Below are 26496 nucleotides of genomic sequence, written 5' to 3' on the forward strand. Positions count from 1 at the left end.
GCCCGCGCGCGGGCCGCCTCGTCGGTCCCGGCGCTGATGACCAGTTCGACGAGCGCGGGGTCCGCCATGGTCGTACGGGCCGGACCGTACCGTTCGACGGCCCCGGCCACGGCGAGGGCCAGGCGGTCGAGCAGCACCTCGTCGAGCGGTCCGGCCGGGCCGGGCCGCTCCAGCCACACCGTGCCGATCTCCTCCTCGTCGAGGACGACCGGGGCCGTGCCGGACGCGGGCCCCACCGGGCCGGGGGCCTCGCGGCCGTCGGGCGCGACGCGGATCGTCCGCCCGGTGCCGTGGAGTCCGACGCCGGTGACGCACTCGGCGAGACCGGCGGAGGCCCGGGCGAGCGCGGGAAGGTCCACACGTCTGCGCATCAGGGTGTCGTAGAACGCGACGATGCGGAGCGCGCCTTCGACGTGCGGATCGAGTCCGGACAGCCGTACGGCCAAAGCCTCCATGGCAGCAGGATAGGAGGACGGGCGGCCGGGACGGGGGCGCCGATCGGCGCGCGATCGGCGGCCGATGCCCGACGGACGGCGGGCGACGCGGCGCGGGAGGCTCGCCGAGGATGGCCGTCATGGACCCCGAACTCGAAGCCTTCGTACCGCTCTTCCCCCGCACCGACCTCACCGACCCGGTCGCCGCGCGGAAGAACTCGGCCCGACTGGCCGCCGCCGTACCGGCCCCCGACACCACGGACATGGAGGTCGAGGACCGCACGGTTCCCGCCGACCCGCCCGTGCCGGTACGGGTCTACCGCCCGCGCGGCGCCCGGGGCGCCGTCGTCTGGCTGCACGGCGGCGGATTCCTCATGGGCGACCTGGACACCGAACACCCGTGGGCCGGCCGGATCGCGGCCTCCTCCGGCGCCGTGGTGATCTCGGTGGGCTACCGGCTCGCTCCCGAGCACCCCTACCCGGCCGCCCTGGACGACGCGTACGCCGTGCTGGAGTGGGCCGCCGGGCACGCGGCCGAACTCGGCGTCGAGCCGGACCGCATCGCGGTCGGCGGCCACAGCGCCGGCGCCAACCTCGCTGCCGCGGTGACCCTGCGGGCCCGCGACCGGCAGGGGCCGCCGATCCGCTTCCAGCTGCTCAACCAGCCGGGGCTCGACGACCGGCAGGACTCGTGGTCGGCGGTGAACTTCACCGACACGCCCTGGTTCTACCGGGACAAGAGCCTGGCCTCGTGGCAGCACTATCTGGGCGGCGGCCCCGCGACCCCGTACGCCGCCCCGGCCCGCGCCGAGGACCTGACCGGCCTGCCGCCGGCCTACCTCGCCACCGCCGAGTTCGACCCGAACCGCGACGAGGGCCTCGCGTACGCGCTGCGCCTGCTCCAGGCGAGGGTGTCCGTCGAGATCCACCAGTGGCCCGGGACCTTCCACGGTTCGCAGGCGATCCTCTCCGCCGAGGTCTCGCAACGGCAGAACGCCGAACTCGGCGCCGCCCTGGGCCGGGCCCTGGCCGGATGAGCCCCGGGCGCGCCCGCCCGGCACCCGCATCGGCCGCACCACCCGCACCCACCCGCCGCGCCCGGCCGGAACTGCTCCCTCGCGGCGCCGGAGGCCGTCCTGGGCCCGTCCGGGCCCGGGTGGACGGGCTGGTATTCCGGTGCGCCTCCCCGGGCGCCCGCATAGTCTCGCCGGCATGTCCCTTGAGATGAACGAGGCCGTACGCGGCCTGCTCGACGCCCCGCACATGGCCGTGCTCGCCACCCTCAACCCCGACGGCGCTCCGCAGAGTTCGGTGGTGTGGGTCAGCCGCGACGGCGGAGAGTTGCTGATCTCCACCACACAAGGCCGGCGCAAGGCGCTGAACATGCTCCGGGACCCGCGCGTCGGCCTGACCGTCTTCGACCCCGCCGACCCCGACCTGTACGTCGAGATACGCGGCACGGCCGCCCTCACCGAGGACACCGGCCGGGCGGTGGCCGTCCGCATCGCCGAGGAGTACCTCGGTCCCGGCGGCGGCAAGGAGTACGCGGAGGCTCCGGCGGAGGAGGTCCGCGTGGTCGTCCGCATCACGCCGACCAGAATCCTCGGCAGCGCCACCAGGGTCGCCGGCTAGACCCGGTCCGGGGCGGTGGAGGTGTACTGAGCGGCGTACTCCCCGGTCGGCGGGGTCGTGGTGATGACGTCGATCAGTACGCCGTCGGGCGCGCCGAGGATGAAGTGGCGCTGGCCGAAGTCCTCGGTGCGGAGGGGGAGGAGCTCGGGGAGGCCGGCCTCGCCGATCAGGCGACGGTGCTCCGCGTCGACGTCCTCGACCTCGAAGTTGAGGAGCAGGCCGCCCCGGGTCGGGACGCGGTGGCCCTCGGGGAGGGTCGGGTGGCTGTGGTCGAGGAGGGCGAGCTCGTACCGGGGCGCGTCGGGGCGGTGCAGGCTCACGTACCAGTCGGCCTCGAAGGTCGTCGCGAAGCCGAGGTGGCGGGTGTAGAAGTCGCGGGAGGCGGCGACGTCGCGGGTGCAGAGCACCGGGTAGAAGCTGCTGAGTCGTCCGGTCTTCACGGTATGGCTCTCCTCGTCGTGCGTCGCTCGCTCCGATTTCACATACCTGGGGTATGTGAGGACTGAGGGTTAACATACCCCGGGTATGCGAAATGGGAAGGGCGGTGTGCGGCGATGCCGGACGAGCGGGCGGCGGGCGGCCGGGCGGCGGCCGACGGCACGGGGGTGACCGGCGGCGCCCAGGGCCTCCGGGCCGAGCAGCGGGCGGCGACGCGGCGGGCGCTCCTCGCGGAGGGACGGAGGCGGTTCGCCGAGGACGGGTACCACGGGGTCGTGCTCGCGGAGGTGGCCCGGGCGGTGGGGGTCACCAAGGGCGCGGCCTACCACCACTTCGAGAGCAAGGCGGGGCTGTTCCGGGCGGTGGTCGCCGAGGTCCAGGGGGAGTTGGGGGACCGGGTCGCGGCGGCGGCCGACGAACAGACCGACCCCTGGGAGCAGCTGCGCGCCGGCTGCCGCGCCTTCCTGGCGGCCGGCTCCGACCCGGCCGTACGACGGATCGTGCTGGTCGACGCGCCGACGGTCCTGGGATGGGAGGAATGGCGCGCCCTGGACGAGGAGTCCTCGGCGCGGCACCTGACGGAGGCGCTGGAGGGGCTGGTGGAGGCGGGCGTCGTCGCCGACCAGCCGGTGGAGCCGCTGGCGCGGCTGCTGTCGGGCGCGATGAACGAGGCGGCGCTGTGGCTGGCGAGAGGCGAGCGGACCACGTCGGCGGAGGCGCTGGAGCGGACGGTGGCGGCACTGGACGGGTTGCTGGCGGGGATCCGACGCGCGGGGGCGTGAGCGCACCCGCTCGCGGTCGCCCACCGCGACGACCGTCTCCGGCTCGCCCGCACCCGCGCCCCGCGCCGCCGACGTCGCCGGTGGACGTGCGACCATGCCCCGGTGCGTGAACTGAGTGAGTTGATCGAGGTCGAGGACCCGGCCTGGCCGGTCCTCGGCGAGAAGCTGCGGGCCGCGCCCGTACCCGTCGAGGTGCTGGACGCCGACGCGACGCGGGGCGCGTCCGCGCTGCTGCGGACGCAGGTGACCGTGCGGTCGTTCCTGGGGGCGTTCGTCTTCCACAGCGGCGGGGCGTTCGTCGACGACGGCTGGCTGCGGGTGTACGGCAGCCCGGCAGCCGGCAACGACCGGCGGCTGCCGTCGCTCGCGCAGGTCAACGACTTTCCCGCGGACGAGACGGCCGATCCGGGGTGGCGGCCCGACGCGGGGCTCGTCGTGGCCCACGACGTACTCGGCGGGGTGTTCGTCCTCCAGGGCGGGCCCGCGGACCAGGTCGGGCTGCCGGGGCAGCCCGGCGAGATGGTGTACTTCGCGCCGGACTCGCTGAGGTGGGAGGCGCTGGGCGCCGGATACGGGGCCTGGCTGTCGTGGGTGCTGTCCGGCGGCACGGAGGAGTTCTACGAGGGGCTGCGCTGGCCGGGCTGGCAGGACGAGGTCCGTCGGCTGGACGGTGACCGGGGGCTCACCCTCTTCCCGCCGCTGTGGTCGGCGGAGGCGCACCAGGACCTGGCCGCGACCAGCCGCCGTGTGGTGACGATGGCGGAACTCCTTGATTTCGAGCGGGAGACGAGTGTGGGGCTCGACGAGAACGACCCCGGTTTCCTGGGGAACGTATGAGCGCGGGGAGGGGAGCGGGGTGATTGCGCGTACGGTACGGACCTCCCGTCTCGACCTCCTCCCGCTCGCCGTCGCGCACGCCGAGGAGATGGCGGGGGTCCTCGCCGACCCCGCCCTGCACACCTTCATCGGCGGCGCCCCGCTGACCCCGACCGAACTTCGGTCCCGCTACGAGCGGTTGGCGGCCGGCTCGCCCGACCCGGCGGCGGTCTGGGGCAACTGGGTGGTTCGCCTCCGCGCCGAGGACCGGCTGACCGGGACCGTACAGGCGACGGTCACGGAGGGCGGACGGGTCGCGGAGGTCGCCTGGGTGATCGGCACGGAGTGGCAGGGCCGGGGCATCGCGCGGGAGGCGGCGCAGGCCCTGGTGGCCGTGCTGGTCGAGCGGGGCGCCCGCACGATCGTGGCCCATGTCCACCCGGACCACACGGCGTCGGCGCGCGTCGCCGGCGCGGCCGGCCTCACCCCCACGGACCGGGTGGAGGACGGCGAGGTCAGGTGGGAGCGGCGGGTGCCGGACAGTCCGTGATCGGGAGCGCCTCTCCTCAAGTCTTCTGCGGAGAAGCCGCGTTGCCGTCCGGCTCCGCGGGCGCGGTGGGCCGGCGCGTCGTCGAACTCACGGGCGGGGCCGGGCCGCTCCCTCCGCCCTCCGGCGGGTCCTGGCGCCGAGCCACAGGGACGCGGCGAGCAGCAGCGCGCCCGCCGTTCCCGCCGCCAGCCCCGCCCGCAGACCCGGTGGGCGGAATTCGCAGGTCACGGTCGTCGTCCCCGGACGGACGTCGAGGGCGAGCAGGCCGCCGTACGAACCGGCCTTCCCGCCCTCGCACCGCCAGCCCGCGATCCTCGGGGCGGCCACCACCGCCGTCCCCGTCACCCCCGGCGGGAGCGTGGCCGTCAGGCCGTCGGAGCGGACGTCGATCCTCGTCGCCGCGCGGGCGCGGAGCCCTGCCACGGCCGCGCGCAGGCGGTCGTGGTCCAGGCAGGCGATCTCGGCGGTCCCGCCGGTCGGGACGTGGGGCTTCGCCCCCTCCCGCTCCTGCACGCCCAGGGACGTCATTGCCGCCAGCCGCTTCGGCCGGCCGCCGAGCAGCCGCGTCTCGTACGTGCCCAGGCGGGCGGTGCCCGTCGCGTCCGGGGCCCAGAGGAAGACCTCGGTGCCGGCCCGGCACGCACCGCCCGTCCCCGGAGCCTCGTACACCCGCGTGCCCAGCAGGAGTTCCTGGTTGCGGAAGGGGGACCCGCCGTACGCCGGGGCCGGGCCCGGCGGCCGTACCGTCACCAGCGGCAGCGGCGGCGCCGACGGCTCCGCGCGGACCACCGCCCCGTCCCGCCAGCGCGCCCCCACCCCGAACAGCGCGTCCGTCACCGGGTTGTCCAGGCTCAGCAGGTTCCGGCCCCGGGAGGTCCAGCCGCCGCCCAGCGCGGTCAGCGTCTCCGTCAGGACCGCCGGGGTGTGGCTGCTGTAGTACGCGGCGCCCTGGCCTCCCAGGAGCAGCGGATCGTTGCCCGCGACCCGGGGCAGACCGGAGTCCGTGCGGTACGCGGGCCAGCCGTCCGCCTCCGCCAGGGCGTCCGCCCGGCGCTGCTGCCCGGCGCCCCACGGCGGGTAGTCGTCGAGCCGGACGAGCCGCTCCCGGTCGGCGTACGCGGTCGTCGCCGCCGCCTGGCCGACCACGGTGCCGACGACCAGGAGCGCGGCGAGCAGCCCGTACCGGCCCCGGCGCGGGAGCAGCAGCGCGCCCGCCACCGCCACCAGGCCCACGGCCGTGAGGACGAGTGCCCAGGACGTGAGGAAGGGGCTCGGGAGCGCGCCCAGGGTCAGGGCCACGACCACCGTCGTCCCGCCGAGCAGCGCCCGGCGGTCCGGGAGGCCGTGGGCGAAGCCGGTCCAGGCGGCGAGGACGAGGACGCCGGAGAGGACGAAGGTCTGGCGGTACGGGCTGCCGTTCGGGGTGGCGAAGGCGTGCCACACGAGGTGCGTCGGACCCCACTGCATGGAAGCCAGGACCGCCACGCACAGGCCCGCCCACGGCCACCGCCGGCGGCCGGGGATCTCGCGGCGGAACAGCAGCGCGGCGACGAGCAGCGGCACCGCCGTGGAGACGAAGGCCGCCGGGGTCGAGAAGCTGTACGTCACGGGGAGCAGCCGGGCGAGGACGTCCGTGGCGGGCGCCGGGTCGAACTCCCGCACCAGGCCCGGGTGGGCGTGACGCGAGCCGAGGAAGACGGGGACCAGGACGGGCGCCGCGAGGGCGATCCCGATCCCGGTCGTCAGCGCGGCCCGCAGCAGCGTACGGACGGCACCGCGCCCCGCACCGCCGCCGGAGGGATCCCCCCGCGTCGAGTCCGTCGCCGGATCCGCCGTCGCGAGCCGGACGACCAGGACCAGCGCCGCCCCGATCGTCGCCATGTACGCCGTGTAGAAGTTCGCCACCCAGCAGACCGCGACCACCAGGGGCCCGAGGAGCGGGCGCCTGCCCTCCCGTACCCACTCGCCCACGAGGCAGAGCAGCGGGAAGGCGATCAGGCCGTCCAGCCACATCGGGTTGTACGTGCCCTCCGCGAGCGACCAGCCGCAGAGCGCGTACGAGGCGCCGAGGACCGACGCCCACCACCAGGTGCCGGGGCCGAGGCGGCGCAGCAGGTACGTCATGGCCGCCGCCGCGGCCGCCGTCTTCAGGACGGTGACTCCGTACACCGCGTACTCGATGTCCCCGCGCGGGAGGAGCGCGACCAGCGGCGCGAAGGGGCTCGACACGTAGGTGCCGTAGTCGGGGAGGAAGCTCGTGCCCCAGCCCGCCTGCCAGTCGAGCAGCAGACCGCCGTCCGCCCGGCCCCGCAGCAGGTCCCACAGGTGCGCGTGGAACGGCACGAACTGGTTCGCGAGGTCGTTGACGGCCCGGTGGCGCGGCCCGAAGGGGAAGATCCGGGCGACGGCGTCACCGCCGCAGACGGCGAGCACGGTGAGCAGCGCGGCGAGGAGCGGGGAGCGCGCGCCCTCGGCCGTGGGGCGGGTCGCGGTGCCCATCGCGGTGGGTGCGAGGGCGGGCGGCGTGGAGCCCTGTGTTCGAGTGGCGTTCGGCATGACCCGTCGAATATGCCAGCGTCCGACCGGGAAAATCCGTTCCCCGCGACCCAGTTCACCCGATGGTCGCCTGAACGCCATCCACGGGGGGCCGGCCGCGACGGGACGCTCCCGCGGGGCGTACGAAGGGTGGAGGAAGGGGCGTGCGAAGGGGCGTACGAGGGGGCGGACACGGGACGGTTACCGGCCGACACCCGGCGTGCCGGTGAGTCGTTGTGGGAAACAGTCGCACCGAAGTAGTGGCTCCGGCCCGGGCGACTCCCTAACATCGATCACCGCAAGGTCGTTCAACTGACGCACGACCAGCCCGGGAGGCTCCTTTGCACCGCCGCACTGCGCTCACCGTCTCCGCCGCACTGCTCGCCGCGGCCCCGCTGCTCACCGCCTGCGGCAGTGACGCCCACCCAGGAGCGGCGGCCGTCGTCGGCGGCGAACGGATCGACGTCTCCAGCCTGCAGGCGCAGGTGCGGGACGTGCGCACCGCCCAGGAGCGCTCCCCGCAGGCCGCCCAGCTCGTCCAGGCCACCGGTGACCTGCCCCGCCGCAAGCTCAACGTCATGATCTTCGACCGGGTCGTCGACAAGGTCGCCGCGGACAACGGCGTCGGTGTCACCCGCGCCGAGCTCCAGGAGACCAGGACCGCGTTCGTCCGCGAGAGCGGCGGCGAGGACCGGCTCGCCGACGTCCTCCTCCAGGAGCAGGGCGTGGCGCCCGGCCAGATCGACGACGTCGTCCGCCGCAACGTCCTCATGAACAAGATCGCCGCCAAGCTGGGCGTCACGGACACCCCCGAGGGCCAGCGGAAGCTGACGGAGGTCTTCTCGGCCGCGTCCAAGGCCCTCGCGATCGACGTGAACCCGCGCTACGGCGCCTGGGACGACGCCCAGGTCCGGCTCGGCGACACCACCGCGCCCTGGCTGCGGCAGCTCAGCCAGGACCCGGGCGCCGTCCCGGCCGGTGCGTGAGGCGGAGTAAGTTCAAGGGGTGACATCTGAGAGCCCCGGCCGCATCGTTCTGCTCACCGCCAGCCACCGTGTGGCACCCGGACTGCTGTCCTGGCCCGCCTGGCAGGCGCTGGGCTCCGCGGACCGGGTGCTCTGCCCCGACGAGCACCACCCCCAGCTGCCGTACCTGAGGGAGGCCGGGGTCGCCGTCGAGCACCTCCGGCCCAGCGCCGAGGAACTCGTCGAGGCGTGCGCCGGAGGCCGTACGGTCCTGCTGCTGCCCTCGGGCGAGGGCGACCGGGCGCTGACCGACGGCCTCGCCCGGCTCGCCGGTTCGGGCCGCCTCACGATGCCCGACCTGGAACTGCTGCCCGGTTCGTACGACCTGCCGGGCGCCCGGCTCCTCGACCTCGTGCAGATCATGGACCGCATCCGGCGCGAGTGCCCGTGGACCTCCCTGCAGACCCACGAGGGGCTCGCCAAGTACGGGATCGAGGAGGCGTACGAACTCGTCGAGGCGATCGAGGACGGCGACCGGGACGAGCTGCGCGAGGAGCTCGGGGACGTCCTCCTTCAGGTCGTCTTCCACGCCCGGATCGCCGAGGAGGACCCGGAGGAGCCCTTCTCCGTCGACGACGTCGCCGGTGCCCTCGTCGAGAAGCTGATCCGCCGCCACCCGCACGTCTTCGGGGACGAGACGGCGGAGACGCCGGAGGACGTACGGGCCCACTGGCTGCGCACCAAGGCGATCGAGAAGCGGCGGGAGTCCGTGACGGACGGCGTGCCGCTGGGCCAGCCGGGGCTCGCGCTCGCCGCGAAGCTCGGTGGCCGGGCGCGCGCGGCGGGCCTCGACGTGGCCCTCCCGGCGGAGCGGGGCATCGGCTACGACCTGCTCGCCCTCGCGGTCCGCGCGGAGGCGGAGGGCGTGGACCCGGAGGCGGCGCTGCGCGCGGCGGCCCGGACGTACCGGGAGGCGATCCGCGCGGCGGAGGGGGTGGCCTAGCCGCTCGTGGCCGGCTCGCGGTGCCGCGCCGGTGGCCGGCGCTACGGCTCGCGCGGCGCCCGGGCGCCCGGGTTGTGCCAGAGCGGGGGCGGCGGGCCCAGGAGGCGTTCCGCCGCGGTGTTCGGGCGGGCGGTGAAGCGGCCGACGGGCTGCAGGGTGTCGTGGTGGATCCGGTACGGGTCGGTGCCCAGCTCCACCAGCGCCTCGGCGACCTCCGTCAGGAAGCCGGGCGGGCCGGCGAGGTAGACGTCGTGCGAGGGCCAGTGGACGCAGGCCCGCAGTGCCTGGAGGAGCCGCTCGGTCGCCTGGTCCTTGCGGTGGCCGGGGGCCGAGGTGATGTAGGTGACGCTGAGTCCGCCGATATGTTTCCGTAGTCGCTCCGCGTCCCGCCGGCCGTACAGGTACTCCTTCGCGCGCGCCACCACGAACAGCCGGCCCTTCAGTTCCGGCTCGGTCCGCGCCGCCTCGGAGAGGAGCGCCTTCACCGGCGCCCAGCCCGTACCCGCGCATATGTAGGTACGGAGTCCGCCCGGCTTTGTGCACGCGGTGAGGCCACCTCCGGGCGCGCTCAGCCGCAGCGTCTCGCCCGGACCCGTCTCGTCGACGAGGGCCGTGCTCATCGCGCCGCCGGGGATCCGGCTCACATGGAGTTCGACCGTGCCGTCGGGGCGGGGCGCGTCCGCGAGGGAGTAGGTGCGCCAGACGCGCGGGACGCGCAGCGAGCTGACGCTGACGTACTGCCCCGGGAGGAAGGGGAGGTGCTGCCGGGGCCGCAGGGTGAGGACGGCCAGATCCTCGCCGTACCGCTCGTGCCGGACGACGTCCGCGTCCCACCAGGCCGGCTCCCCGGCCCCGGCGGCCTCGTCGGCGCCCGCCAGCATCAGATCGGCGACGTGCCCGTACGCCTCGGTCCAGGCCTTCTCGGCCTCCAGGCTCCAGGCGGCCCCCGCGGCGTGCGCGAAGGCGGCGAGCAGGCTCGACCCGACGGCGGCGTACAGCGCGGGGGAGGCGAGGAACCTGCGGTGGTCGCGGCCCAGCTGCCCCAGGTAATCGGCGAGCCCCGGGGACTCCAGATGGGTCACCACATGGGTCAGCGCGGCGAAGAGCCGGTCCCGCTGGGGCCGCATGTCCTCGGGGAACAGCTCGCGCATCGCGGGGTTGTTCCAGAAAAGATGCGAGTAGAAGAAGGTGACGGCGTGTTCGGCCCGTCTCTCGACGACCGCGAACGTGCTTCTGAGCATCTGAGGATCCACTGACAAGAATCTAGGGCACCACCCCCTTCTTGATCACAGGATCCGACAGACCTCACCTTCCGGACCGCCCTGTACGGTCGGGGAGTGAGCACCACCCCCGGAACCGATCCCGCGTCCTGCCCCGTGTCGCCCCCCGCGCCCGAGCTCTTCACCTGGGAGTTCGCCAGCGATCCGTACCCCGCGTACGCCTGGCTGCGGGAGCACGCGCCCGTGCACCGGACGACGCTGCCCAGCGGGGTCGAGGCCTGGCTGGTGACGCGGTACGGGGACGCCCGGCAGGCCCTCGCCGACCAGCGGCTCTCCAAGAACCCCGCCCACCACGACGAGTCCCCGCACGCCAGGGGGAAGACGGGCATCCCGGGCGAGCGCAAGGCCGAGCTGATGACGCATCTGCTCAACATCGACCCGCCGGACCACACCCGGCTGCGGCGGCTCGTCTCGAAGGCCTTCACCCCGCGCCGCGTCGCCGAGTTCACCCCGCGCGTGCAGGAGCTGACCGACCGGCTCATCGACGCCTTCGTGGAGAAGGGGAGCGCGGACCTCATCCACGAGTTCGCCTTCCCGCTCCCCATCTACGCGATCTGCGACCTGCTCGGCGTGCCCGAGGAGGACCAGGACGACTTCCGCGACTGGGCCGGGATGATGATCCGGCACGGCGGCGGCCCGCGCGGCGGGGTCGCGCGGTCGGTGAAGAAGATGCGCGGCTATCTCGCCGAGCTGATCCACCGCAAGCGGGAGGGCCTGCGGCAAGAAGGGGCCGACGACCTCATCTCGGGGCTCATCAAGGCCTCCGACCACGGCGAGCACCTCACCGAGAACGAGGCCGCCGCCATGGCCTTCATCCTTCTCTTCGCCGGCTTCGAGACGACGGTCAACCTCATCGGCAACGGCATGTACCAGCTCCTGCGGCACCCCGCGCAGCGCGAGCTGCTCCAGACGTCGGTCGCGGCGGGGGAGACCGGGCTCCTGGAGACCGGGATCGAGGAGCTGCTGCGGTACGACGGGCCGGTGGAGATGGCCACCTGGCGGTACGCGACCGAGCCGCTGACCATCGGCGGGCAGGACATCCCGGCGGGCGACCCCGTCCTCGTGGTGCTCGCCGCCGCGGACCGGGACCCGGAGCGGTTCGACGGGCCGGACACCCTGGACCTGGCCCGGCGCGACAACCAGCACCTCGGGTACGGGCACGGCATCCACTACTGCCTGGGCGCGCCGCTCGCGCGGCTCGAAGGACAGACCGCGCTCGCCACTCTGCTGACTCGGCTGCCGGACCTGCGACTTGCCGCCGATCCGGAGGAACTGCGGTGGCGCGGAGGGCTCATCATGCGCGGATTGCGCACGCTTCCGGTGGAGTTCTCCCCTTCCGCACGACCTCCACGAAGTGACGATTCGTCAGAACTGTGATCTTCACGTGATCGCGGGTGCATCGACTTGTGATGAGCGTTCGAATACGGCTACCTTCCCCGTCAGCTCGGTTCGTCAACGTGGTTGAGTAATTCGGCCACGTCGGCAACTCGGGTCGTCCACACAGTCGTCACGCGAAAGGCGCTCCTATGCGTTCCGGGAACGGACGTCACCGTCGCCCCCGTCAGGCCCCCGCAATCGTCGTCGCCGCGGGCGTGACCGGCTCCGCCATGGCGCTGCCGCTGCTCGCCACCGGGTCCGCCTCCGCCGCCGACGCCGCCACGTGGGACCGCGTCGCCGAGTGCGAGTCCGGCGGCCAGTGGAGCGCCAACTTCGGCAACGGCATGTACGGCGGGCTCCAGTTCACCCAGGACAGCTGGGAGCGGAACGGCGGCCTGACCTACGCGCCCAGCCCCGACCTGGCCAGTCGCGCCCAGCAGATCGCGGTGGCCGAGAAGGCCCTTGCCAAGGGCTCCACCGAGTGGGCCACCTGCGCGCCGATCGCCGGCCTGACGAACGACGGCACGTCGCCCGGCGTGGACCCCGGCCCCGCGAGCGTCCCCACGGCCCCCACGGGACCGGTTCCCGAGTCGAACTGGACCTCCGGCCTTCCCGGGACCTCCGAGGGGTCCTCGGAGGAGGCGAAGGAGTCCAAGGACGCGAAGAAGGCCACGGAAACGGCTTCGCCCACCGCTCCCGCCACGCCCGTCTCGCCGACCGCTCCCGTCACGCCGACCACCCCGGCGAGCCCCTCGGTGTCGACGGATCCGGGCCACCCGACCGTGCCCACCACACCGGGCACGCCCGATGAGTCCCTTACGCCCGATGAGTCCCTTGCGCCCGGTACGCCCGGCGCACCGGGGGCCACCACGCCCGGCGGGCCGACGGACGACGTGTCGCCCGCCACTCCCGGAACCGGGAAGCACCGGGGCGACGCCGCCCCGGAGGAAAGCGGCAACCCGGACAGTTCCCTCGAATCGGGTAGACACGCTTCATCCACCAACAAGCTGACCGAAAACCCCCTGGACAAGGCTCCGGCTGACGCGTCGAAGGAATCGGACGCAACGGACAGTCAGGGCAAGTCGGGCTCCTACCTCGTACAGCCGGGCGACAATCTGTCCGACATTGCACAGGAGAACGAACTCCCCGGAGGCTGGACCGCCCTCTATGACGCCAACCGGCAGACCGTGGGCCTCGATCCGGACCTCATCCTCCCTGGTCAGGCCCTCGACCTGACGAACGGTTCGATCACGCCGGCGAAGTGATTCGGGGGCGTATGTCCGGTTCTGGGCAAGTGAGACATGGGTCTCTTCGTCCCAACTGGCGTGTCACGCCCGCAAACTTTGCTTCTGTCGCCTCTCACCTGCACAAACAACCCCCGCCGGAAGGCAAGTAGGGGCGATATTTCCGCAATACGCCTCTTTGAACTTCCGGTGGGTCTGTGTCTACGGTCGTCACCGCTCGCCACCGCGGGCCCCGTCGACCGAAACGCCGAATCCTGCCGTCGGCCGATGGGAATCGTCGTCGCGCAAGCGCCGAAGGCAGGAGTGGGGGACCCAAGGTAAGTGCCGGTCCCGGCCGTTGAGACAGACGGCCGGCGAACGGCTTGGGGTGAAGCCGCGCGCTAGGACGCGCGGCCGGGCAACTTTCCGGCCCGAACCCGACAGCTCACCTCACAGGCGTCGGTGAGGAGAATCTCCATGCTGTTTTCCGGCAAGGGCAAACACCGTCGTCCCTCCAAGGCCACCCAGGTCGCCGCGCTCGTCGGCGTCACCGGTGTCGCCGTGGCCGCCCCGCTGATGACCGCGGGCACCGCCTCGGCCGCCACGGCCGCCGAGTGGGACCGCGTCGCCGCGTGCGAGTCCGGCGGCAACTGGTCCATCAACACGGGCAACGGCTACTACGGCGGCCTGCAGTTCTCGGCCTCCACCTGGGCCGCGTACGGCGGCACCGCCTACGCCTCGACCGCCGACCAGGCGTCGAAGTCCCAGCAGATCGCCATCGCCGAGAAGGTCCTCGCGGGCCAGGGCAAGGGCGCCTGGCCGTCCTGTGGCGTGGGCCTCTCCGGCGCCTCGTACGATGGTGGCGCCGCCGAGAGCGCGCCCCAGCAGAGCACCCAGCCGCAGCAGCAGGAGCGGAAGGCCGAGCAGCCGACCACCCGCAGCGAGCAGCGCCAGGCCCCGAAGAAGGCCACGCAGCAGCAGGCCGCTCCGCAGGCCGCCGCGAAGAAGACCGTCACCACCCCGACCGGCAAGAAGGTCAAGAAGGGTGACGGCGAGTACAAGGTCGTCACCGGCGACACCCTCAGCAAGATCGCCCAGGCGCACGGCGTCAAGGGTGGCTGGGCCAAGCTCTTCGAGCTGAACAAGGACGTCGTCGAGAACGCCGACCTCATCTACCCGGGCCAGCAGCTTCACCTGAAGTGAGCCCGGCGGCCCGCGTGAGTCCGGCGGCTCGCGCGGCCCCTCCGACCCTCCCGCGGTGACCACCCCGGCCCGGCGCGCCCATCCCCCGTGCGCGTCGGGCCGGGGTTCCCCCGTTTCCGGAGGGCGTACGGAGGTGCTCAAGGGGAGGGCTCACGGCAGGGACCGGACGGTCGGTGCTGTTACCGGCCGGTAGATCTGGGGCCCTTCGTCCCGGGATGCATGCCCTTGGGTCCTTTTTCGTCCCAGGGGGCGGGCGCCCGGCTGGCCGGAGCCCCCGAGCCGGTTAGGCTCTTGTCGCAAGGCCAAGCGACCCTGCACCGACCTTGCGTCACATCCAGCGTCACATCCCAAAAAGGAGATGCTCGTGCCGTCCATCGACGTCGTCGTAGCCCGGGAAATCCTGGACTCCCGAGGCAACCCCACGGTCGAGGTCGAGGTCGGCCTCGACGACGGCAGCACCGGTCGTGCTGCTGTTCCGTCCGGCGCCTCCACCGGTGCGTTCGAGGCCATCGAGCTTCGCGACGGTGACCCGAACCGCTACCTGGGCAAGGGTGTCGAGAAGGCCGTCCTCGCCGTCATCGAGCAGATCGGCCCGGAGCTCGTCGGCTACGACGCCACCGAGCAGCGCCTGATCGACCAGGCCATGTTCGACCTGGACGCCACCGAGAACAAGGGCTCCCTCGGCGCCAACGCCATCCTCGGCGTCTCCCTCGCCGTCGCGCACGCCGCGTCCGAGGCCTCGGACCTCCCGCTCTTCCGCTACCTCGGCGGACCGAACGCGCACCTGCTGCCCGTTCCGATGATGAACATCCTCAACGGTGGGTCGCACGCCGACTCCAACGTGGACATCCAGGAGTTCATGATCGCCCCGATCGGCGCGGAGTCCTTCTCCGAGGCCCTCCGCTGGGGCGCCGAGATCTACCACACCCTCAAGGCCGTGCTGAAGCGCAAGGGCCTCTCCACCGGCCTCGGCGACGAGGGCGGCTTCGCGCCGAACCTCGAGTCGAACCGCGCCGCCCTGGACCTCATCGTCGAGGCCATCAAGGAGGCCGGCTACACCCCGGGCTCCGACGTCGCGCTCGCGCTCGACGTGGCCGCGTCCGAGTTCTACAAGGACGGCAAGTACGAGTTCGAGGGCAAGTCCCGCTCGGCCGCCGAGATGACCGAGTACTACGAGGAGCTCGTCTCCGCGTACCCGATGGTCTCCATCGAGGACCCGCTGTACGAGGACGACTGGGCCGGCTGGAAGGTCCTCACCGACAAGCTGGGCTCCAAGGTCCAGATCGTCGGCGACGACCTCTTCGTCACCAACCCGGAGCGCCTGGCCCGCGGCATCGAGGAGGGCACCGCGAACGCCCTCCTGGTCAAGGTCAACCAGATCGGCTCGCTGACCGAGACCCTCGACGCCGTCGAGCTCGCCCAGCGCAACGGCTTCAAGTGCATGATGTCCCACCGCTCCGGCGAGACCGAGGACGTCACCATCGCCGACCTCGCGGTCGCCGTGAACTGCGGTCAGATCAAGACCGGCGCCCCGGCCCGCTCGGACCGTGTCGCCAAGTACAACCAGCTGCTGCGCATCGAGGAGATCCTCGACGACGCCGCGGTCTACGCCGGCCGCAGCGCCTTCCCGCGCTTCAAGGGCTGATCACCCCACAGGGCTGATCAACGGCTGAGCCCCTCCGCAGGGCAGCTTCCGTACGTCCCCGTACTCGGTCCCGTACCGTGTGCGGGGACGTCCGCGTGAACAGGGGAGGCGACACGACATGGCCGCGAAGGACCGGGACCGGTTCTCCACCGCGACCCGGATCAGACTGCTCGGCGAGCAGACCGCCGCCCGTGTCTACCGCTCCCAGACCCGCCGCCAGGCCCGCCGCTCCCGGCTCACCGGCCGCGCGGCCTTCCTCGCCCTGGTCGTCTGCTCCCTCGTCGTGGCGCTCGCCTACCCGATGCGGAGCTACGTCTCCCAGCAGGGCGAGATCGCCGAGCAGGAGCGCAGGGCCGCCGAGGCCGCCCGCCGGGTCGAGGAACTCAGGGACGAGAAGGCCCGTCTCCAGGACCCGGCCTACGTCCGCCGCCTCGCCCGCGAGCACCTCCACTACCTGCTGCCCGGCGAGACCGGCTTCACCGTGAACGACCCCGCCGCGGAGCAACGGCCCCGCGGCGACCAGGGCGCGGCGGACCGCCCCTGGTACGACAACCTCTGGGACGGCGTCGACCACGCCGACCGCCCCTGACCCCTCCTCCGCACCAGACGAGCAAGGCAGACATGGAAACGCCCCCTCCGCAGACCGAACGCACCGAGCCCACCGAGCGGGACATCGCCGCCTTCGAGCTCCAGCTCGGCCGGCCGCCCCGCGGCCTGCGCGCCATCGCGCACCGCTGCCCGTGCGGCAACCCGGACGTCGTCGAGACCGCGCCCCGGCTCCCCGACGGCACGCCGTTCCCGACCACGTACTACCTGACCTGCCCCCGGGCGGCCTCGGCCATCGGGACCCTGGAGGCCAACGGGGTCATGAAGGAGATGCAGGCCCGGCTCGCCACCGACCCGGAGCTCGCCGCCGCCTACCGGGCCGCGCACGAGGACTACATCGCGCGCCGTGACGCCATCGAGGTGCTGGAGGGCTTCCCGAGCGCCGGCGGCATGCCGGACCGCGTGAAGTGCCTGCACGTCCTCGTCGGCCACTCGCTGGCCGCCGGACCGGGTGTGAACCCCTTCGGCGACGAGGCGCTCGCGATGCTGCCCGAGTGGTGGGCGAAGGGCGCCTGCGTCACCCCGTGCGCGGACCAGGGCGAGAAGACGAAGGAGGGGGCGGAGTGACCCGGGTCGCCGGAATCGACTGCGGCACGAACTCCATCCGCCTCCTCGTCGCCGACGTCCACCCCGATACGGGTGACCTGATCGAGCTGGACCGGCGGATGACGATCGTCCGGCTCGGACAGGGCGTCGACAAGACCGGCCGGCTCGCCCCCGAGGCCCTGGAGCGGACCTTCGCCGCCTGCCGCGCGTACGCCGAGGTCATCAAGGGGCTGGGCGCCGAGAAGCTGCGCTTCGTCGCCACCTCCGCCTCCCGCGACGCCGAGAACCGCGCGGACTTCGTGAACGGGGTCGTGGAGATCCTCGGCGTCGAGCCCGAGGTGATCACCGGCGACCAGGAGGCCGCGTTCTCCTTCACCGGCGCCACCGGCGAGCTGCACGGGGACGACCGCCGTCTGGTCGTGGACATCGGCGGCGGCTCGACCGAGTTCGTCGTCGGCAACCGGCACGTCGAGGCCGCCCGTTCCGTCGACATCGGCTGCGTCCGGCTCACCGAGCGGCACGTCCGGCACGACCCGCCGACCGCCGAGGAGGCCGACGCGATCCGCGCCGACGTCCGGGCCGCGCTCGACCTGGCGGCCGAGACCGTCCCGATCGACAGCGCCGAGACCCTCGTCGGGCTCGCCGGATCGGTCACCACGGTCGCCGCCATCGCTCTCGGGCTCCCGGAGTACGACTCCGAGAAGATCCACCACGCCCGGATCTCCGCCGCCCAGGTCACCGAGGTCACCGACCGGCTGCTCGCCTCCACGCACGCGGAGCGGGCGGCGATCCCCGTCATCCACCCCGGCCGGGTCGACGTGATCATCGCCGGCGCGATCGTCCTGAGGGAGATCGTCGAGCGGGTCGGAGCCCACGAGGTCGTCGTCAGTGAGCACGACATCCTCGACGGGATCGCCCTGTCCGTGGCTTGACGTCAGTCCTCTCGAAACGAGAGGACCCCGCTGGGCCGCCGAAGTCGATCGGCGGCCTTCGGGTGGTTCGCCAGGCGGTCCCTCAACTCCGGGATCGTGCACGTGCTGGAGGTGGCGCTCGCCGGCGTGGAGGTGGGGAGGGGGAGCCGCTCGTCGGCGCATGAGAGGCGCCGATGATCTCCATAGCGGGCGACTATGAGTGCCTGTGAGGGCCCTCCGGCGAGGTGTCGTCCGGAAAGTTCGTGAAGTTCTTCACAAGGAAAAGGGCCCCGATGGCGCCCGAGGGGGGTCTTTGGGCCCTCCGGGTGGCGCCTCAGGGCCCTTTCGCAGGCGCGGGGGTCGATTCGCTCGATGTTTCCATCGCGTGAACGGGTCCCGTGGTTCAGCGTTAACGGGGGCTCTCCAGGCCAGTTCACAAGGGGTGAACAACGTTCGCCCCCGCACCCCGGTTCCTTTGCAGCACCATGACATGGATCACGTGGGCGGCGGAGTGTAGCAGAGGTGTCCGGAGACCTTGTGAAGGGGCGCACGAGCACCCCCCTCAGGAGGGGTGGATACTCGATCTCATGAGCACCACGGAGCGTCCCAGGATCCTCGTAGTAGGCGGCGGGTACGTAGGCCTGTACGCAGCTCGGCGCATCCTCAAGAAGATGCGCTACGCGGAGGCGACCGTCACGGTCGTCGACCCGCGGTCGTACATGACCTACCAGCCCTTCCTCCCCGAAGCCGCCGCCGGCAGCATCTCGCCGCGCCACGTCGTCGTCCCGCTGCGACGCGTCGTGCGTGGAGCCGAGGTGCTCACCGGCCGGGTCACCACCATCGACCAGGACCGCAAGGTCGCCACGATCGCGCCGCTCGTCGGCGAGGCGTACGAGCTGCCTTTCGACTACCTCGTCATCGCGATGGGCGCCGTCTCCCGTACCTTCCCGATCCCCGGCCTCGCCGAGCAGGGCATCGGAATGAAGGGCATCGAGGAGGCCATCGGCCTGCGCAACCACGTCCTCGAGCAGCTCGACAAGGCCGACTCGACCACCGACGAGGAGGTCCGCCGCAAGGCGCTGACCTTCGTCTTCGTGGGCGGCGGCTTCGCCGGCGCGGAGACCATCGGCGAGGTCGAGGACCTGGCCCGGGACGCCGCGAAGTACTACCAGAACGTCTCGCGCGAGGACATGCGCTTCGTCCTGGTCGACGCGGCCGACAAGATCCTCCCCGAGGTGGGCCCCAAGCTCGGCCAGTACGGCAAGGAGCACCTGGAGAGCCGCGGGATCGAGATCTACCTCGAGACCTCCATGGACTCCTGCGTCGACGGCCACGTCGTGCTGAAGAACGGCCTTGAGGTCGACTCCAACACGATCGTGTGGACCGCCGGCGTGAAGCCGAACCCGGCGCTCTCCCGCTTCGGTCTGCCGCTCGGCCCCCGCGGCCACGTGGACTGCAACGAGAAGCTCCAGATCAACGGTCTCGACTACGCGTGGGCCGCGGGCGACAACGCCCAGGTCCCGGACATGGTCGGCCGCAAGGCGGGCAACCCGAACGCCTGGTGCCCGCCGAACGCCCAGCACGCCCTGCGCCAGGCCAAGGTCCTCGGCGACAACGTGGTGGCCGGCATGCGCGGCTTCCCGCAGAAGGAGTACAGCCACGCCAACAAGGGCGCGGTGGCCGGCCTCGGCCTGCACAAGGGCGTCGCGATGATCGTCATGGGCAAGGTGAAGATCAAGCTCAAGGGCCGTCTCGCCTGGTACATGCACCGTGGCTACCACGGCATGGCGATGCCCACCTGGAACCGCAAGATCCGCGTCTTCGCCGACTGGACCCTCGCGATGTTCCTCAAGCGTGAGGTCGTCTCCCTCGGCGCCATCGAGACGCCGCGCGAGGAGTTCTACGAGGCCGCCAAGCCCGCCCCCGCGCCGGCCGCCCCGGTGCAGGAGAAGGCCAAGGCCTCCTAAGCAGCACACGCAGTACCAGCAGCACACGCAGTACCAGCAGTACCAGCAGTACCAGCAGTACACGCAAGGCCGTAAAAGGGCCGTCCGCCATCCGTGGTGCGGACGGCCCTTCGCGTGTTTTGCCGACTGATTGCGCTGTGCCGGGACTGCAAACGCCTACGGACGGTGTTCCCTTGGTGACGAGCATTTCTGGGGCACGAGATCACGGAGGTGTGCACCATGGCCGACGCCGCGTCGCGGCTGACGACTCTCGCAGAGGAGCTGCTGGGCGGACCGCTCCCGGTCCGACTGCGAGCCTGGGACGGCAGTGAAGCCGGACCAGTGGGCGGCCCCGTCCTGATCGTCCGCGATCGCCGCGCCCTGCGGAGGATGATCTGGAAGCCCGGCGAACTGGGCCTGGCCCGCGCCTGGGTGGCCGGGGAGCTGGACGTCGAGGGAGACCTGTACGAGCTTCTGGACGGGCTCTCGGGCCTGCTCTGGGAGCGGACCGAGGACACCAGGGGGCTGCTCGCGTCCGCGCGCGACCCGCGGCTGCGCGCCGCCGCCGGCGCCCTGCTCAGACTGGCCGGTCCGCCGCTGCCGCCGCAGCCGCCGGCCGAGGAGATGCGCGGCCGCAGCGGCGGCCGGCACACCCGGCGCCGCGACAAGCAGGCGATCAGTCACCACTACGACGTGGGCAACGACTTCTACGAGCTGGTCCTCGGCCCGTCGATGGTCTACTCGTGCGCGTACTGGGCCTCCGACGGCCCCGACGCGACCCTGGAGGACGCCCAGCGCGACAAGCTGGACCTGATCGCCCGCAAGCTGAACCTGAAGGAGGGCGACCGGCTCCTCGACGTGGGCTGCGGATGGGGCTCCATGGCCCTCCACGCCGCCCGGGAGTACGGGGCCAGGGTCGTCGGCATCACCCTCTCCCGGGAACAGGCCGCGTACGCCCGCAAGCGGATCGCCGACGAGGGCCTGACCGAGCTGATCGAGATCCGCGTCCAGGACTACCGGGACGTCCCGGACGGCCCGTACGACGCGATCTCCTCGATCGGCATGGCCGAGCACGTCGGCGCCGTCCGGTACCGGGAGTACGCCGACATCCTGTACGGGCTCCTCAAGCCCGGCGGACGGCTCCTCAACCACCAGATCTCGCGGCGCCCCGAGCCCGACGAGGAGACGTACGAGGTCGACGCCTTCATCGACGCGTACGTCTTCCCCGACGGCGAACTCGCCCCCATGGGCCGCACGCTGAGCACCCTGGAGGACGCCGGCTTCGAGGTCAGGGACGTGGAGGCGATCCGCGAGCACTACGCCCTCACCCTGCGCCGCTGGGTGGCCAACCTGGAGCGCGGGTGGGACCGGGCGGTCCGGCTCACCTCGCCGGGCCGGGCGAGGATCTGGCGGCTCTACATGGCGGCCTCGGCGGTCTCCTTCGAGCGCAACCGGATCGGCGTGAACCAGTTCCTCGCCGTGAAGACCCCGGTGTCGGGGGAGAGCGGCACGGCGCTGCGGCCGCGGGTCTGGAACGAGAAGGCCTGACGTACGCCGAAGGGCCGGCCCCCGGGTGGGGGACCGGCCCTTCGGCGTACGGCCGCGGCCGTCGTGCTACTCGGCCTTGATGGCGGCGAGCATGTTCAGCCTGGCCGCGCTCCGGGCCGGCCACAGGGAGGCGAGGACACCGACCAGGGCGGCCAGGACCAGGAAGATCCCGATCCGGTCCCAGGGCAGGACCAGGGAGTAGCCCGGCAGGCTGTTCTTGAAGGTCTCGCCGATCGCCCAGCCGAGGAAGGAGCCGAGGCCGATGCCGACGACCGCGCCGAACACCGAGATGACCACGGCCTCCAGACGGACCATCCGCTTCACCCGGCGCCGGTCGAGGCCGATCGCCCGCAGCATGCCGATCTCCTGCTGACGCTCGAAGACCGACATGGCCAGGGTGTTGACGACACCGAGGACCGCGATCACCAGGGCCATCGCGAGCAGACCGTAGACGATGTTCAGGAGCATGTTGATCTGGCCGCCGAAGAGGTCACGGATGTCCTTCTGGTCCATCACCGTGATCGCCGGGTTGTCGCCCATGGCCTTCGACAGGGCCTTCTCGTGGGCAGCGCTCGGGCCGCCCTCCGTCGAGACGAAGATCTGCTGGATGCCCGCCTCGTGGTCGTGCGCGCTGACCAGCTTGGTGTCGATCAGGACCGGCGAGACGAACTCGCTGCCCTTGTAGACCGCTCCGACGGTCAGCTTGCCCTTCTGCTTGTCGAGCCACTCGACGGGGACGGTGTCGCCGACCTTCAGGCCGCGCGTGGCGGCGGTCTTGTCGTCGACGGCGATCCTGCCCTGGCCGAGGGAGGCCATCGAGCCGTTCACCACGTCGAGCTTGAGGACCTTCTCGATGTCGCCGGGGGTGACGCCGGAGGCCGAGACGAACGAGCCCTTGAGCTCGAAGGCGCCGTTCTGCTGCGGGGAGACCGCGGTGACGCCCGGGGCCTTCTCCAGGGCCGTCAGGGCCTCCTGGCTGAGGCTGGTGCCGCTGGCCATCGAGACCATGTAGTCGGCCTTGATCTGGTCGGTCGTCATCTTGTCCAGGGCCGAGCCGACCGTGGCGCCGAGCACCGAGAGACCGGTGACCAGGGTCAGACCGATGGCGAGCGCGGAGGCGGTGGCGCCGGTGCGGCGCGGGTTGCGGACCGCGTTGAGGCCGGCGAGCTTGCCGGAGACCCCGAAGAGGTTCACGAAGACCGGGCGGATCACGGCGATCACGGGCCGGGACAGGAACGGGATCAGCACGATCACACCGATGAGGGTGAGGAACGCGCCGCCCGCGATCAGCATGCGGCCGTCGTCGCCGCCCTGGCCGGCGCCGAGCACGATGAGCACGGCACCGAGGGCGGTGAACGCCGCGCCGATGGAGTTCCGGACGACGAGCGACTTGGTGCTCGCGGTGGCGTGGACGCTGCTCATGGCGGCGACCGGCGGGATCTTCGCGGCGCGGCGGCCGGGCAGCCAGGCGGCGAACATCGTGATCAGGACACCGACGAGGAAGGCGGTGAGGACCGGGGTGGTGCCGAGGACGAGGTCACCGGCCGGGATCTTCATGTCGAAGGCGCTCATGGCCGAGCGGAGCGAGACGGCCAGACCGATGCCGAGCACGTAACCGACGGCCGAGGCGACCAGGCCGACCAGACCGGCCTCGGCGAGGACGGAACGGGTGATCTGCTTGCGCGAGGCGCCGACGGCGCGCATCAGCGCCAGTTCCTTGGTGCGCTGGGCGACCAGCATGGTGAAGGTGTTGGAGATCAGGAAGATCCCGACGAAGAGCGCGATGCCCGCGAAGCCGAGCAGGACCTGGTTGAGCGCGCCGAGGCCGGACTCGATGTCCTTGGCCTGCTGGTCGGCGAGGGCCTTGCCGGTCTGCGCGGTGGCGGCCTTCGGGACGACCTTCAGGACCTCGTCGCGGAGCTTCTCCGCGTCGGCGCCGGGGGTGGCGGTGACGGTCAGGTTCTGGAAGTAGCCGGGCTTCAGGTAGAGCTTCTGGGCGACGGCGCTGTCGAAGACGACCAGGCTGCCGCCGGCGTTGACGGCGCCGTCCTCGGTGGTGAAGACACCGGAGAGCTCGTACTCCTTCACCGGCCCGTTGGTGGCGACGCGGACGGTGTCACCGACCTTGTAGCCGCCCTTGTCGGCGGTGTCCTTGTCGAGCGCGATCTGCCCGGCCGAGGCCGGGCCGTTCCCGGAGGTGAAGGCGTACGAGCGGTCCTTGCCGTCCTTGCCGGGGGCGAAGTTGGTGCCCTTGTTGGACCAGCCGACGCCGATCAGCTTGCCGTCCTTGTCGGGGACACCGGCGAAGCCGTCGACGCGGGGGGAGACGGAGGCGACCCCGTCGAGCTTCGCGACGTCGTCGACGACCTGCTGGGAGAGCCCGGGGGTCTTCCGGGCCTCCTCGGCGGACGGGTACATCTCGACGGCGACGGCGACGTCGTCGTAGCTCTTCGCCGACTGGTTGCGGAAGGCGTTGGAGAGGGTGTCGGTGAAGACGAGGGTGCCGGAGACGAAGGCCACGCCGAGCATCACGGCGAGGACGGTCATCAGCAGTCTCGCCTTGTGCGCGAGGACGTTGCGCAGGGCGGTACGGAACATGGGTGTGTCCTGGAGGAAGGGAGGGGCGGCGGGCGGGAGCGCGAGGCGCGGGCCGTACCGGTGCGGGTCCGGTTCCGGCGCTACGGCGTCAGCTCGTGCGGCCCTTGGCGTCGAAGGCCTTCATGCGGTCGAGCACGCCGTCCGCCGTCGGGTGCAGCATCTCGTCGACGATCCGGCCGTCGGCGAGGAAGATCACCCGGTCCGCGTAGGAGGCGGCGACCGGGTCGTGGGTGACCATGACGACGGTCTGGCCGAGCTCGCGGACCGAGTTGCGCAGGAAGCCGAGGACCTCGGCGCCCGAGCGGGAGTCCAGGTTTCCGGTGGGCTCGTCACCGAAGATGATCTCGGGGCGGGAGGCGAGGGCGCGGGCCACGGCCACGCGCTGCTGCTGGCCGCCGGAGAGCTCGGTGGGACGGTGGCTGAGCCGGGCGGAGAGCCCGAGCATGTCGATGACCTGCTGGACCCACTGCTTGTCGGGCTTCCGGCCGGCGATGTCCATCGGCAGCGTGATGTTCTCCAGGGCCGTCAGCGTCGGCAGCAGGTTGAAGGCCTGGAAGATGAAGCCGATCTTGTCCCGGCGCAGCTGGGTGAGCTGCTTGTCCTTCAGGGTGGAGAGCTCCGTCTCGCCGATCCGGACCGAGCCGGAGGAGAAGGAGTCGAGGCCGGCGACGCAGTGCATGAGCGTCGACTTGCCGGAGCCGGAGGGGCCCATGATCGCGGTGAACTCGCCCTGGCGGAAGTCCACGGTGACGTGATCGAGCGCGACCACCTGGGTCTCGCCGTGTCCGTAGACCTTCGAGAGATCCGTGGCGCGGGCGGCCACCGCGGTGGCGCGGGACACGGTGGGGGTGGTGGTCACGAGGGACTCCTGTCACTGCGGGGCTTCTGTGGGAACCCCTCCATCGTGTCGGGCGTTCGCGCTCGGATCGTCCGCCCACATGCCCGTTCCCGAGGCAGTCTCGAGTCGGACCGGGGCTCCCGACCCTCCTCCTGAGGTATGACGGCGTCCCTGAGAGAGGGCTTCACGCCGAGGTGACACACGTGCGACGACTTTTCGTCATTCCAGGGGGTGCGGCTTTGCGCCTGCGACCCCTGTCACAGTTCGGCGAAACGGCTCTCACCTGCACTGACGCACCCTCAGACGTCAATAAAGTAAGACAACATCGGGAGGATGTTCCGCTGAACGAGGGAAGCGCCCCGATAGGCTCATGTGCCAACGCGGAGCTTCGCGACGCCCGGATGGTGGAATGCAGACACGGCGAGCTTAAACCTCGCTGGCCTTCGGGCCGTACCGGTTCGAGTCCGGTTCCGGGCACCACCCGGGCCCCAGGTGTCACACCTGTGGCCCGGCGAAGCCCCTCACTTCACGCGCGAGCCCTCGCGAGCCGCCTCGCCGGCCCGCGCGAAGATCAAAAACGTACGGGAAAAGATCCTCCCCGAGCACTAGAGAGTTTCTTTTGCCTACGCATTACTCTTGACGCGAGGCCGCGCGCATGCGGCACGCCATGGAGGAGTGAGATGAGGAGCAGCAACCCGGTCTTCTCGCGACGGGGGTTCAGCCGCGACAACGGCACCGCGGGCTTCAACGGCCAGCAGCCGCAGGCCGGGGGCCCCGCCGTCGGAACCAACCCGTACGCCACCGGCAACCCGTATGCCGAGGGTGCGACCAACCCGTACGCCACCAACCCGTACGCCCCGCAGGACACGCAGCTCGGCGCCCCGCAGCAGGCCCGCGGCAACGTGATGACGATCGACGACGTCGTGAGCCGTACGGCCATGACGCTCGGCACGGTCGTGCTCACCGCCGTGCTGTCCTGGCTGCTCCTGCCGGTCGACCCCGCCAACCTGGGCAAGTCCTACGGCATCGCCATCGGCGCCGCCCTGGTCGCCCTGGTGCTGTCGCTCGTGCAGTCCTTCAAGCGCAAGCCGTCGCCGGCGCTCATCCTGGGCTACGCGGCCTTCGAGGGCGTCTTCCTCGGAGTGATCTCGGCCGCCGTCTCGACGTACATCGCCGACGGCGTGGTCATCCAGGCGGTCCTCGGCACGATGGCGGTCTTCGCCGGCGTGCTGATCGCCTACAAGATGGGCTGGATCCGGGTCAACCGGCGCTTCTACGGCTTCGTGATGGCCGCCGCGATGGGCTTCATGCTCCTCATGGTGACCAACCTGCTGTTCGCCGTCTTCGCCGGCGGTGACGGCCTCGGCTTCCGCAGCGGTGGCCTCGGCATCCTCTTCGGTGTCATCGGCATCATCCTCGGTGCCTGCTTCCTCGCCCTCGACTTCAAGCAGGTCGAGGACGGCGTGACCTACGGCGCGCCGCGCGAGGAGGCCTGGCTGGCCGCCTTCGGTCTCACCATGACCCTGGTGTGGATCTACCTGGAGATGCTGCGTCTGCTGTCGATCCTGCAGGGCGACGACTGACGCGTCCCGACTCGGGGGGAAGGGCCCGTCCGGCTTC

General features: G+C 71.9%; 22 protein-coding genes, 1 tRNA gene, 1 pseudogene and 1 riboswitch. Of the genes and pseudogenes, 18 read left to right on the plus strand and 6 right to left on the minus strand.

The genetic code is table 11. From position 1 onward, the window contains the following. Nucleotides 1-455: pseudogene (locus AOK00_RS06620) on the minus strand (PucR family transcriptional regulator); the annotation flags it as partial. 119 nt (nucleotides 456-574) lie between these two features. Here AOK00_RS06620 and AOK00_RS06625 point away from each other — a divergent pair. Further along, the gene (locus AOK00_RS06625; protein WP_055599374.1) at nucleotides 575-1471 is read left to right on the plus strand and encodes an alpha/beta hydrolase; all 897 of its coding nucleotides are present in this window, start codon (nucleotides 575-577) and stop codon (nucleotides 1469-1471) included. Nucleotides 1472-1646: 175 nt separating this feature from the next. Continuing rightward, complete coding sequence (locus tag AOK00_RS06630; RefSeq protein ID WP_055599375.1) at nucleotides 1647-2066, plus strand: PPOX class F420-dependent oxidoreductase; 420 nt, start codon at nucleotides 1647-1649, stop codon at nucleotides 2064-2066. Here AOK00_RS06630 and AOK00_RS06635 read toward each other — a convergent pair. After that, nucleotides 2063-2506 (minus strand): VOC family protein, encoded by a 444-nt coding sequence (locus tag AOK00_RS06635; RefSeq protein ID WP_055599376.1) that lies wholly within the window; start codon nucleotides 2504-2506, stop codon nucleotides 2063-2065. The genes AOK00_RS06630 and AOK00_RS06635 overlap by 4 nt on opposite strands. A 114-nt stretch (nucleotides 2507-2620) precedes the next feature. Here AOK00_RS06635 and AOK00_RS06640 point away from each other — a divergent pair, with 114 nt between their 5' ends. The 3 genes from AOK00_RS06640 (at nucleotide 2621) to AOK00_RS06650 (ending at nucleotide 4652) form a co-directional block, all read left to right on the plus strand. Continuing rightward, the gene (locus AOK00_RS06640; protein ID WP_079041867.1) at nucleotides 2621-3286 is read left to right on the plus strand and encodes a TetR/AcrR family transcriptional regulator; all 666 of its coding nucleotides are present in this window, start codon (nucleotides 2621-2623) and stop codon (nucleotides 3284-3286) included. A gap of 102 nt (nucleotides 3287-3388) precedes the next feature. Next, nucleotides 3389-4123 carry a DUF2625 domain-containing protein gene (locus AOK00_RS06645; RefSeq protein WP_055599377.1) on the plus strand — a complete coding sequence of 245 codons (735 nt, stop codon included), beginning with the start codon at nucleotides 3389-3391 and terminating at the stop codon, nucleotides 4121-4123. Nucleotides 4124-4145: 22 nt separating this feature from the next. Beyond that, nucleotides 4146-4652 (plus strand): GNAT family N-acetyltransferase, encoded by a 507-nt coding sequence (locus AOK00_RS06650; RefSeq protein WP_107097325.1) that lies wholly within the window; start codon nucleotides 4146-4148, stop codon nucleotides 4650-4652. An 87-nt stretch (nucleotides 4653-4739) separates the two neighbouring features. On the opposite strand, the gene AOK00_RS06655 is transcribed toward AOK00_RS06650, so the two are convergent. Further along, complete coding sequence (locus AOK00_RS06655; RefSeq protein ID WP_055599408.1) at nucleotides 4740-7151, minus strand: YfhO family protein; 2412 nt, start codon at nucleotides 7149-7151, stop codon at nucleotides 4740-4742. Between the two features lie 377 nt (nucleotides 7152-7528). Between AOK00_RS06655 and AOK00_RS06660 the strand changes: the two genes are divergently transcribed. Continuing rightward, nucleotides 7529-8173: a SurA N-terminal domain-containing protein gene (locus tag AOK00_RS06660; protein ID WP_055599379.1), complete on the plus strand. Its 645-nt coding sequence runs from the start codon at nucleotides 7529-7531 to the stop codon at nucleotides 8171-8173. Between the two features lie 19 nt (nucleotides 8174-8192). Then, nucleotides 8193-9155, plus strand: coding sequence for a nucleoside triphosphate pyrophosphohydrolase (locus AOK00_RS06665; protein WP_055599380.1), 963 nt, complete (start codon nucleotides 8193-8195; stop codon nucleotides 9153-9155). Between the two features lie 41 nt (nucleotides 9156-9196). Here AOK00_RS06665 and AOK00_RS06670 read toward each other — a convergent pair whose 3' ends face one another. Further along, entirely contained in the window at nucleotides 9197-10396 is a 1200-nt protein-coding gene (locus AOK00_RS06670; protein ID WP_055599381.1) for a globin domain-containing protein, read from the minus strand. Between the two features lie 96 nt (nucleotides 10397-10492). On the opposite strand from AOK00_RS06670, the gene AOK00_RS06675 reads away from it, so the two are divergent. The 9 genes from AOK00_RS06675 (at nucleotide 10493) to AOK00_RS06715 (ending at nucleotide 21440) form a co-directional block, all read left to right on the plus strand. After that, nucleotides 10493-11812, plus strand: a complete 1320-nt coding sequence (locus AOK00_RS06675) for a cytochrome P450 family protein (RefSeq protein WP_055599382.1) — start codon at nucleotides 10493-10495, stop codon at nucleotides 11810-11812. A 149-nt stretch (nucleotides 11813-11961) separates the two neighbouring features. After that, nucleotides 11962-13077: a transglycosylase family protein gene (locus AOK00_RS41125; RefSeq protein ID WP_055599383.1), complete on the plus strand. Its 1116-nt coding sequence runs from the start codon at nucleotides 11962-11964 to the stop codon at nucleotides 13075-13077. Between the two features lie 258 nt (nucleotides 13078-13335). Then, nucleotides 13336-13509: riboswitch (cyclic di-AMP (ydaO/yuaA leader) on the plus strand. 3 nt (nucleotides 13510-13512) lie between these two features. Then, the gene (locus tag AOK00_RS06685; protein ID WP_055599384.1) at nucleotides 13513-14238 is read left to right on the plus strand and encodes a transglycosylase family protein; all 726 of its coding nucleotides are present in this window, start codon (nucleotides 13513-13515) and stop codon (nucleotides 14236-14238) included. A 358-nt stretch (nucleotides 14239-14596) separates the two neighbouring features. Then, nucleotides 14597-15883, plus strand: coding sequence for a phosphopyruvate hydratase (gene eno / locus AOK00_RS06690; protein WP_055599385.1), 1287 nt, complete (start codon nucleotides 14597-14599; stop codon nucleotides 15881-15883). Nucleotides 15884-16001: 118 nt separating this feature from the next. Then, entirely contained in the window at nucleotides 16002-16472 is a 471-nt protein-coding gene (locus tag AOK00_RS06695; protein ID WP_030315267.1) for an FtsB family cell division protein, read from the plus strand. A gap of 32 nt (nucleotides 16473-16504) precedes the next feature. Continuing rightward, complete coding sequence (locus AOK00_RS06700; RefSeq protein WP_055599386.1) at nucleotides 16505-17056, plus strand: DUF501 domain-containing protein; 552 nt, start codon at nucleotides 16505-16507, stop codon at nucleotides 17054-17056. Continuing rightward, on the plus strand, nucleotides 17053-17967 hold the full coding sequence (locus tag AOK00_RS06705; protein WP_055599387.1) for a Ppx/GppA phosphatase family protein: 915 nt from the start codon (nucleotides 17053-17055) through the stop codon (nucleotides 17965-17967). The genes AOK00_RS06700 and AOK00_RS06705 overlap by 4 nt, the downstream gene beginning before the upstream one ends. A 566-nt stretch (nucleotides 17968-18533) precedes the next feature. Continuing rightward, nucleotides 18534-19913: an NAD(P)/FAD-dependent oxidoreductase gene (locus tag AOK00_RS06710; RefSeq protein ID WP_055599388.1), complete on the plus strand. Its 1380-nt coding sequence runs from the start codon at nucleotides 18534-18536 to the stop codon at nucleotides 19911-19913. A gap of 219 nt (nucleotides 19914-20132) precedes the next feature. Beyond that, complete coding sequence (locus AOK00_RS06715; protein ID WP_055599389.1) at nucleotides 20133-21440, plus strand: SAM-dependent methyltransferase; 1308 nt, start codon at nucleotides 20133-20135, stop codon at nucleotides 21438-21440. A gap of 66 nt (nucleotides 21441-21506) precedes the next feature. Here the strand turns inward: AOK00_RS06715 and AOK00_RS06720 are convergent, their stop codons facing one another. Together AOK00_RS06720 and AOK00_RS06725 are read right to left on the minus strand one after the other, a co-directional pair. Beyond that, nucleotides 21507-24038: an ABC transporter permease gene (locus AOK00_RS06720; protein WP_055599390.1), complete on the minus strand. Its 2532-nt coding sequence runs from the start codon at nucleotides 24036-24038 to the stop codon at nucleotides 21507-21509. Between the two features lie 88 nt (nucleotides 24039-24126). Continuing rightward, entirely contained in the window at nucleotides 24127-24897 is a 771-nt protein-coding gene (locus AOK00_RS06725) for an ABC transporter ATP-binding protein (RefSeq protein WP_030315258.1), read from the minus strand. Between the two features lie 374 nt (nucleotides 24898-25271). Here AOK00_RS06725 and AOK00_RS06730 point away from each other — a divergent pair. Then, nucleotides 25272-25356: transfer RNA gene (locus tag AOK00_RS06730), tRNA-Leu, on the plus strand. Between the two features lie 200 nt (nucleotides 25357-25556). Continuing rightward, nucleotides 25557-26459 (plus strand): Bax inhibitor-1/YccA family protein, encoded by a 903-nt coding sequence (locus AOK00_RS06735; protein WP_055599391.1) that lies wholly within the window; start codon nucleotides 25557-25559, stop codon nucleotides 26457-26459. The last annotated feature ends 37 nt before the right edge of the window (nucleotides 26460-26496 follow it).

The sequence above is a fragment of the Streptomyces aureus genome (assembly GCF_001418135.1).
Taxonomy (GTDB): Bacteria; Actinomycetota; Actinomycetes; order Streptomycetales; family Streptomycetaceae; genus Streptomyces; species Streptomyces aureus_A.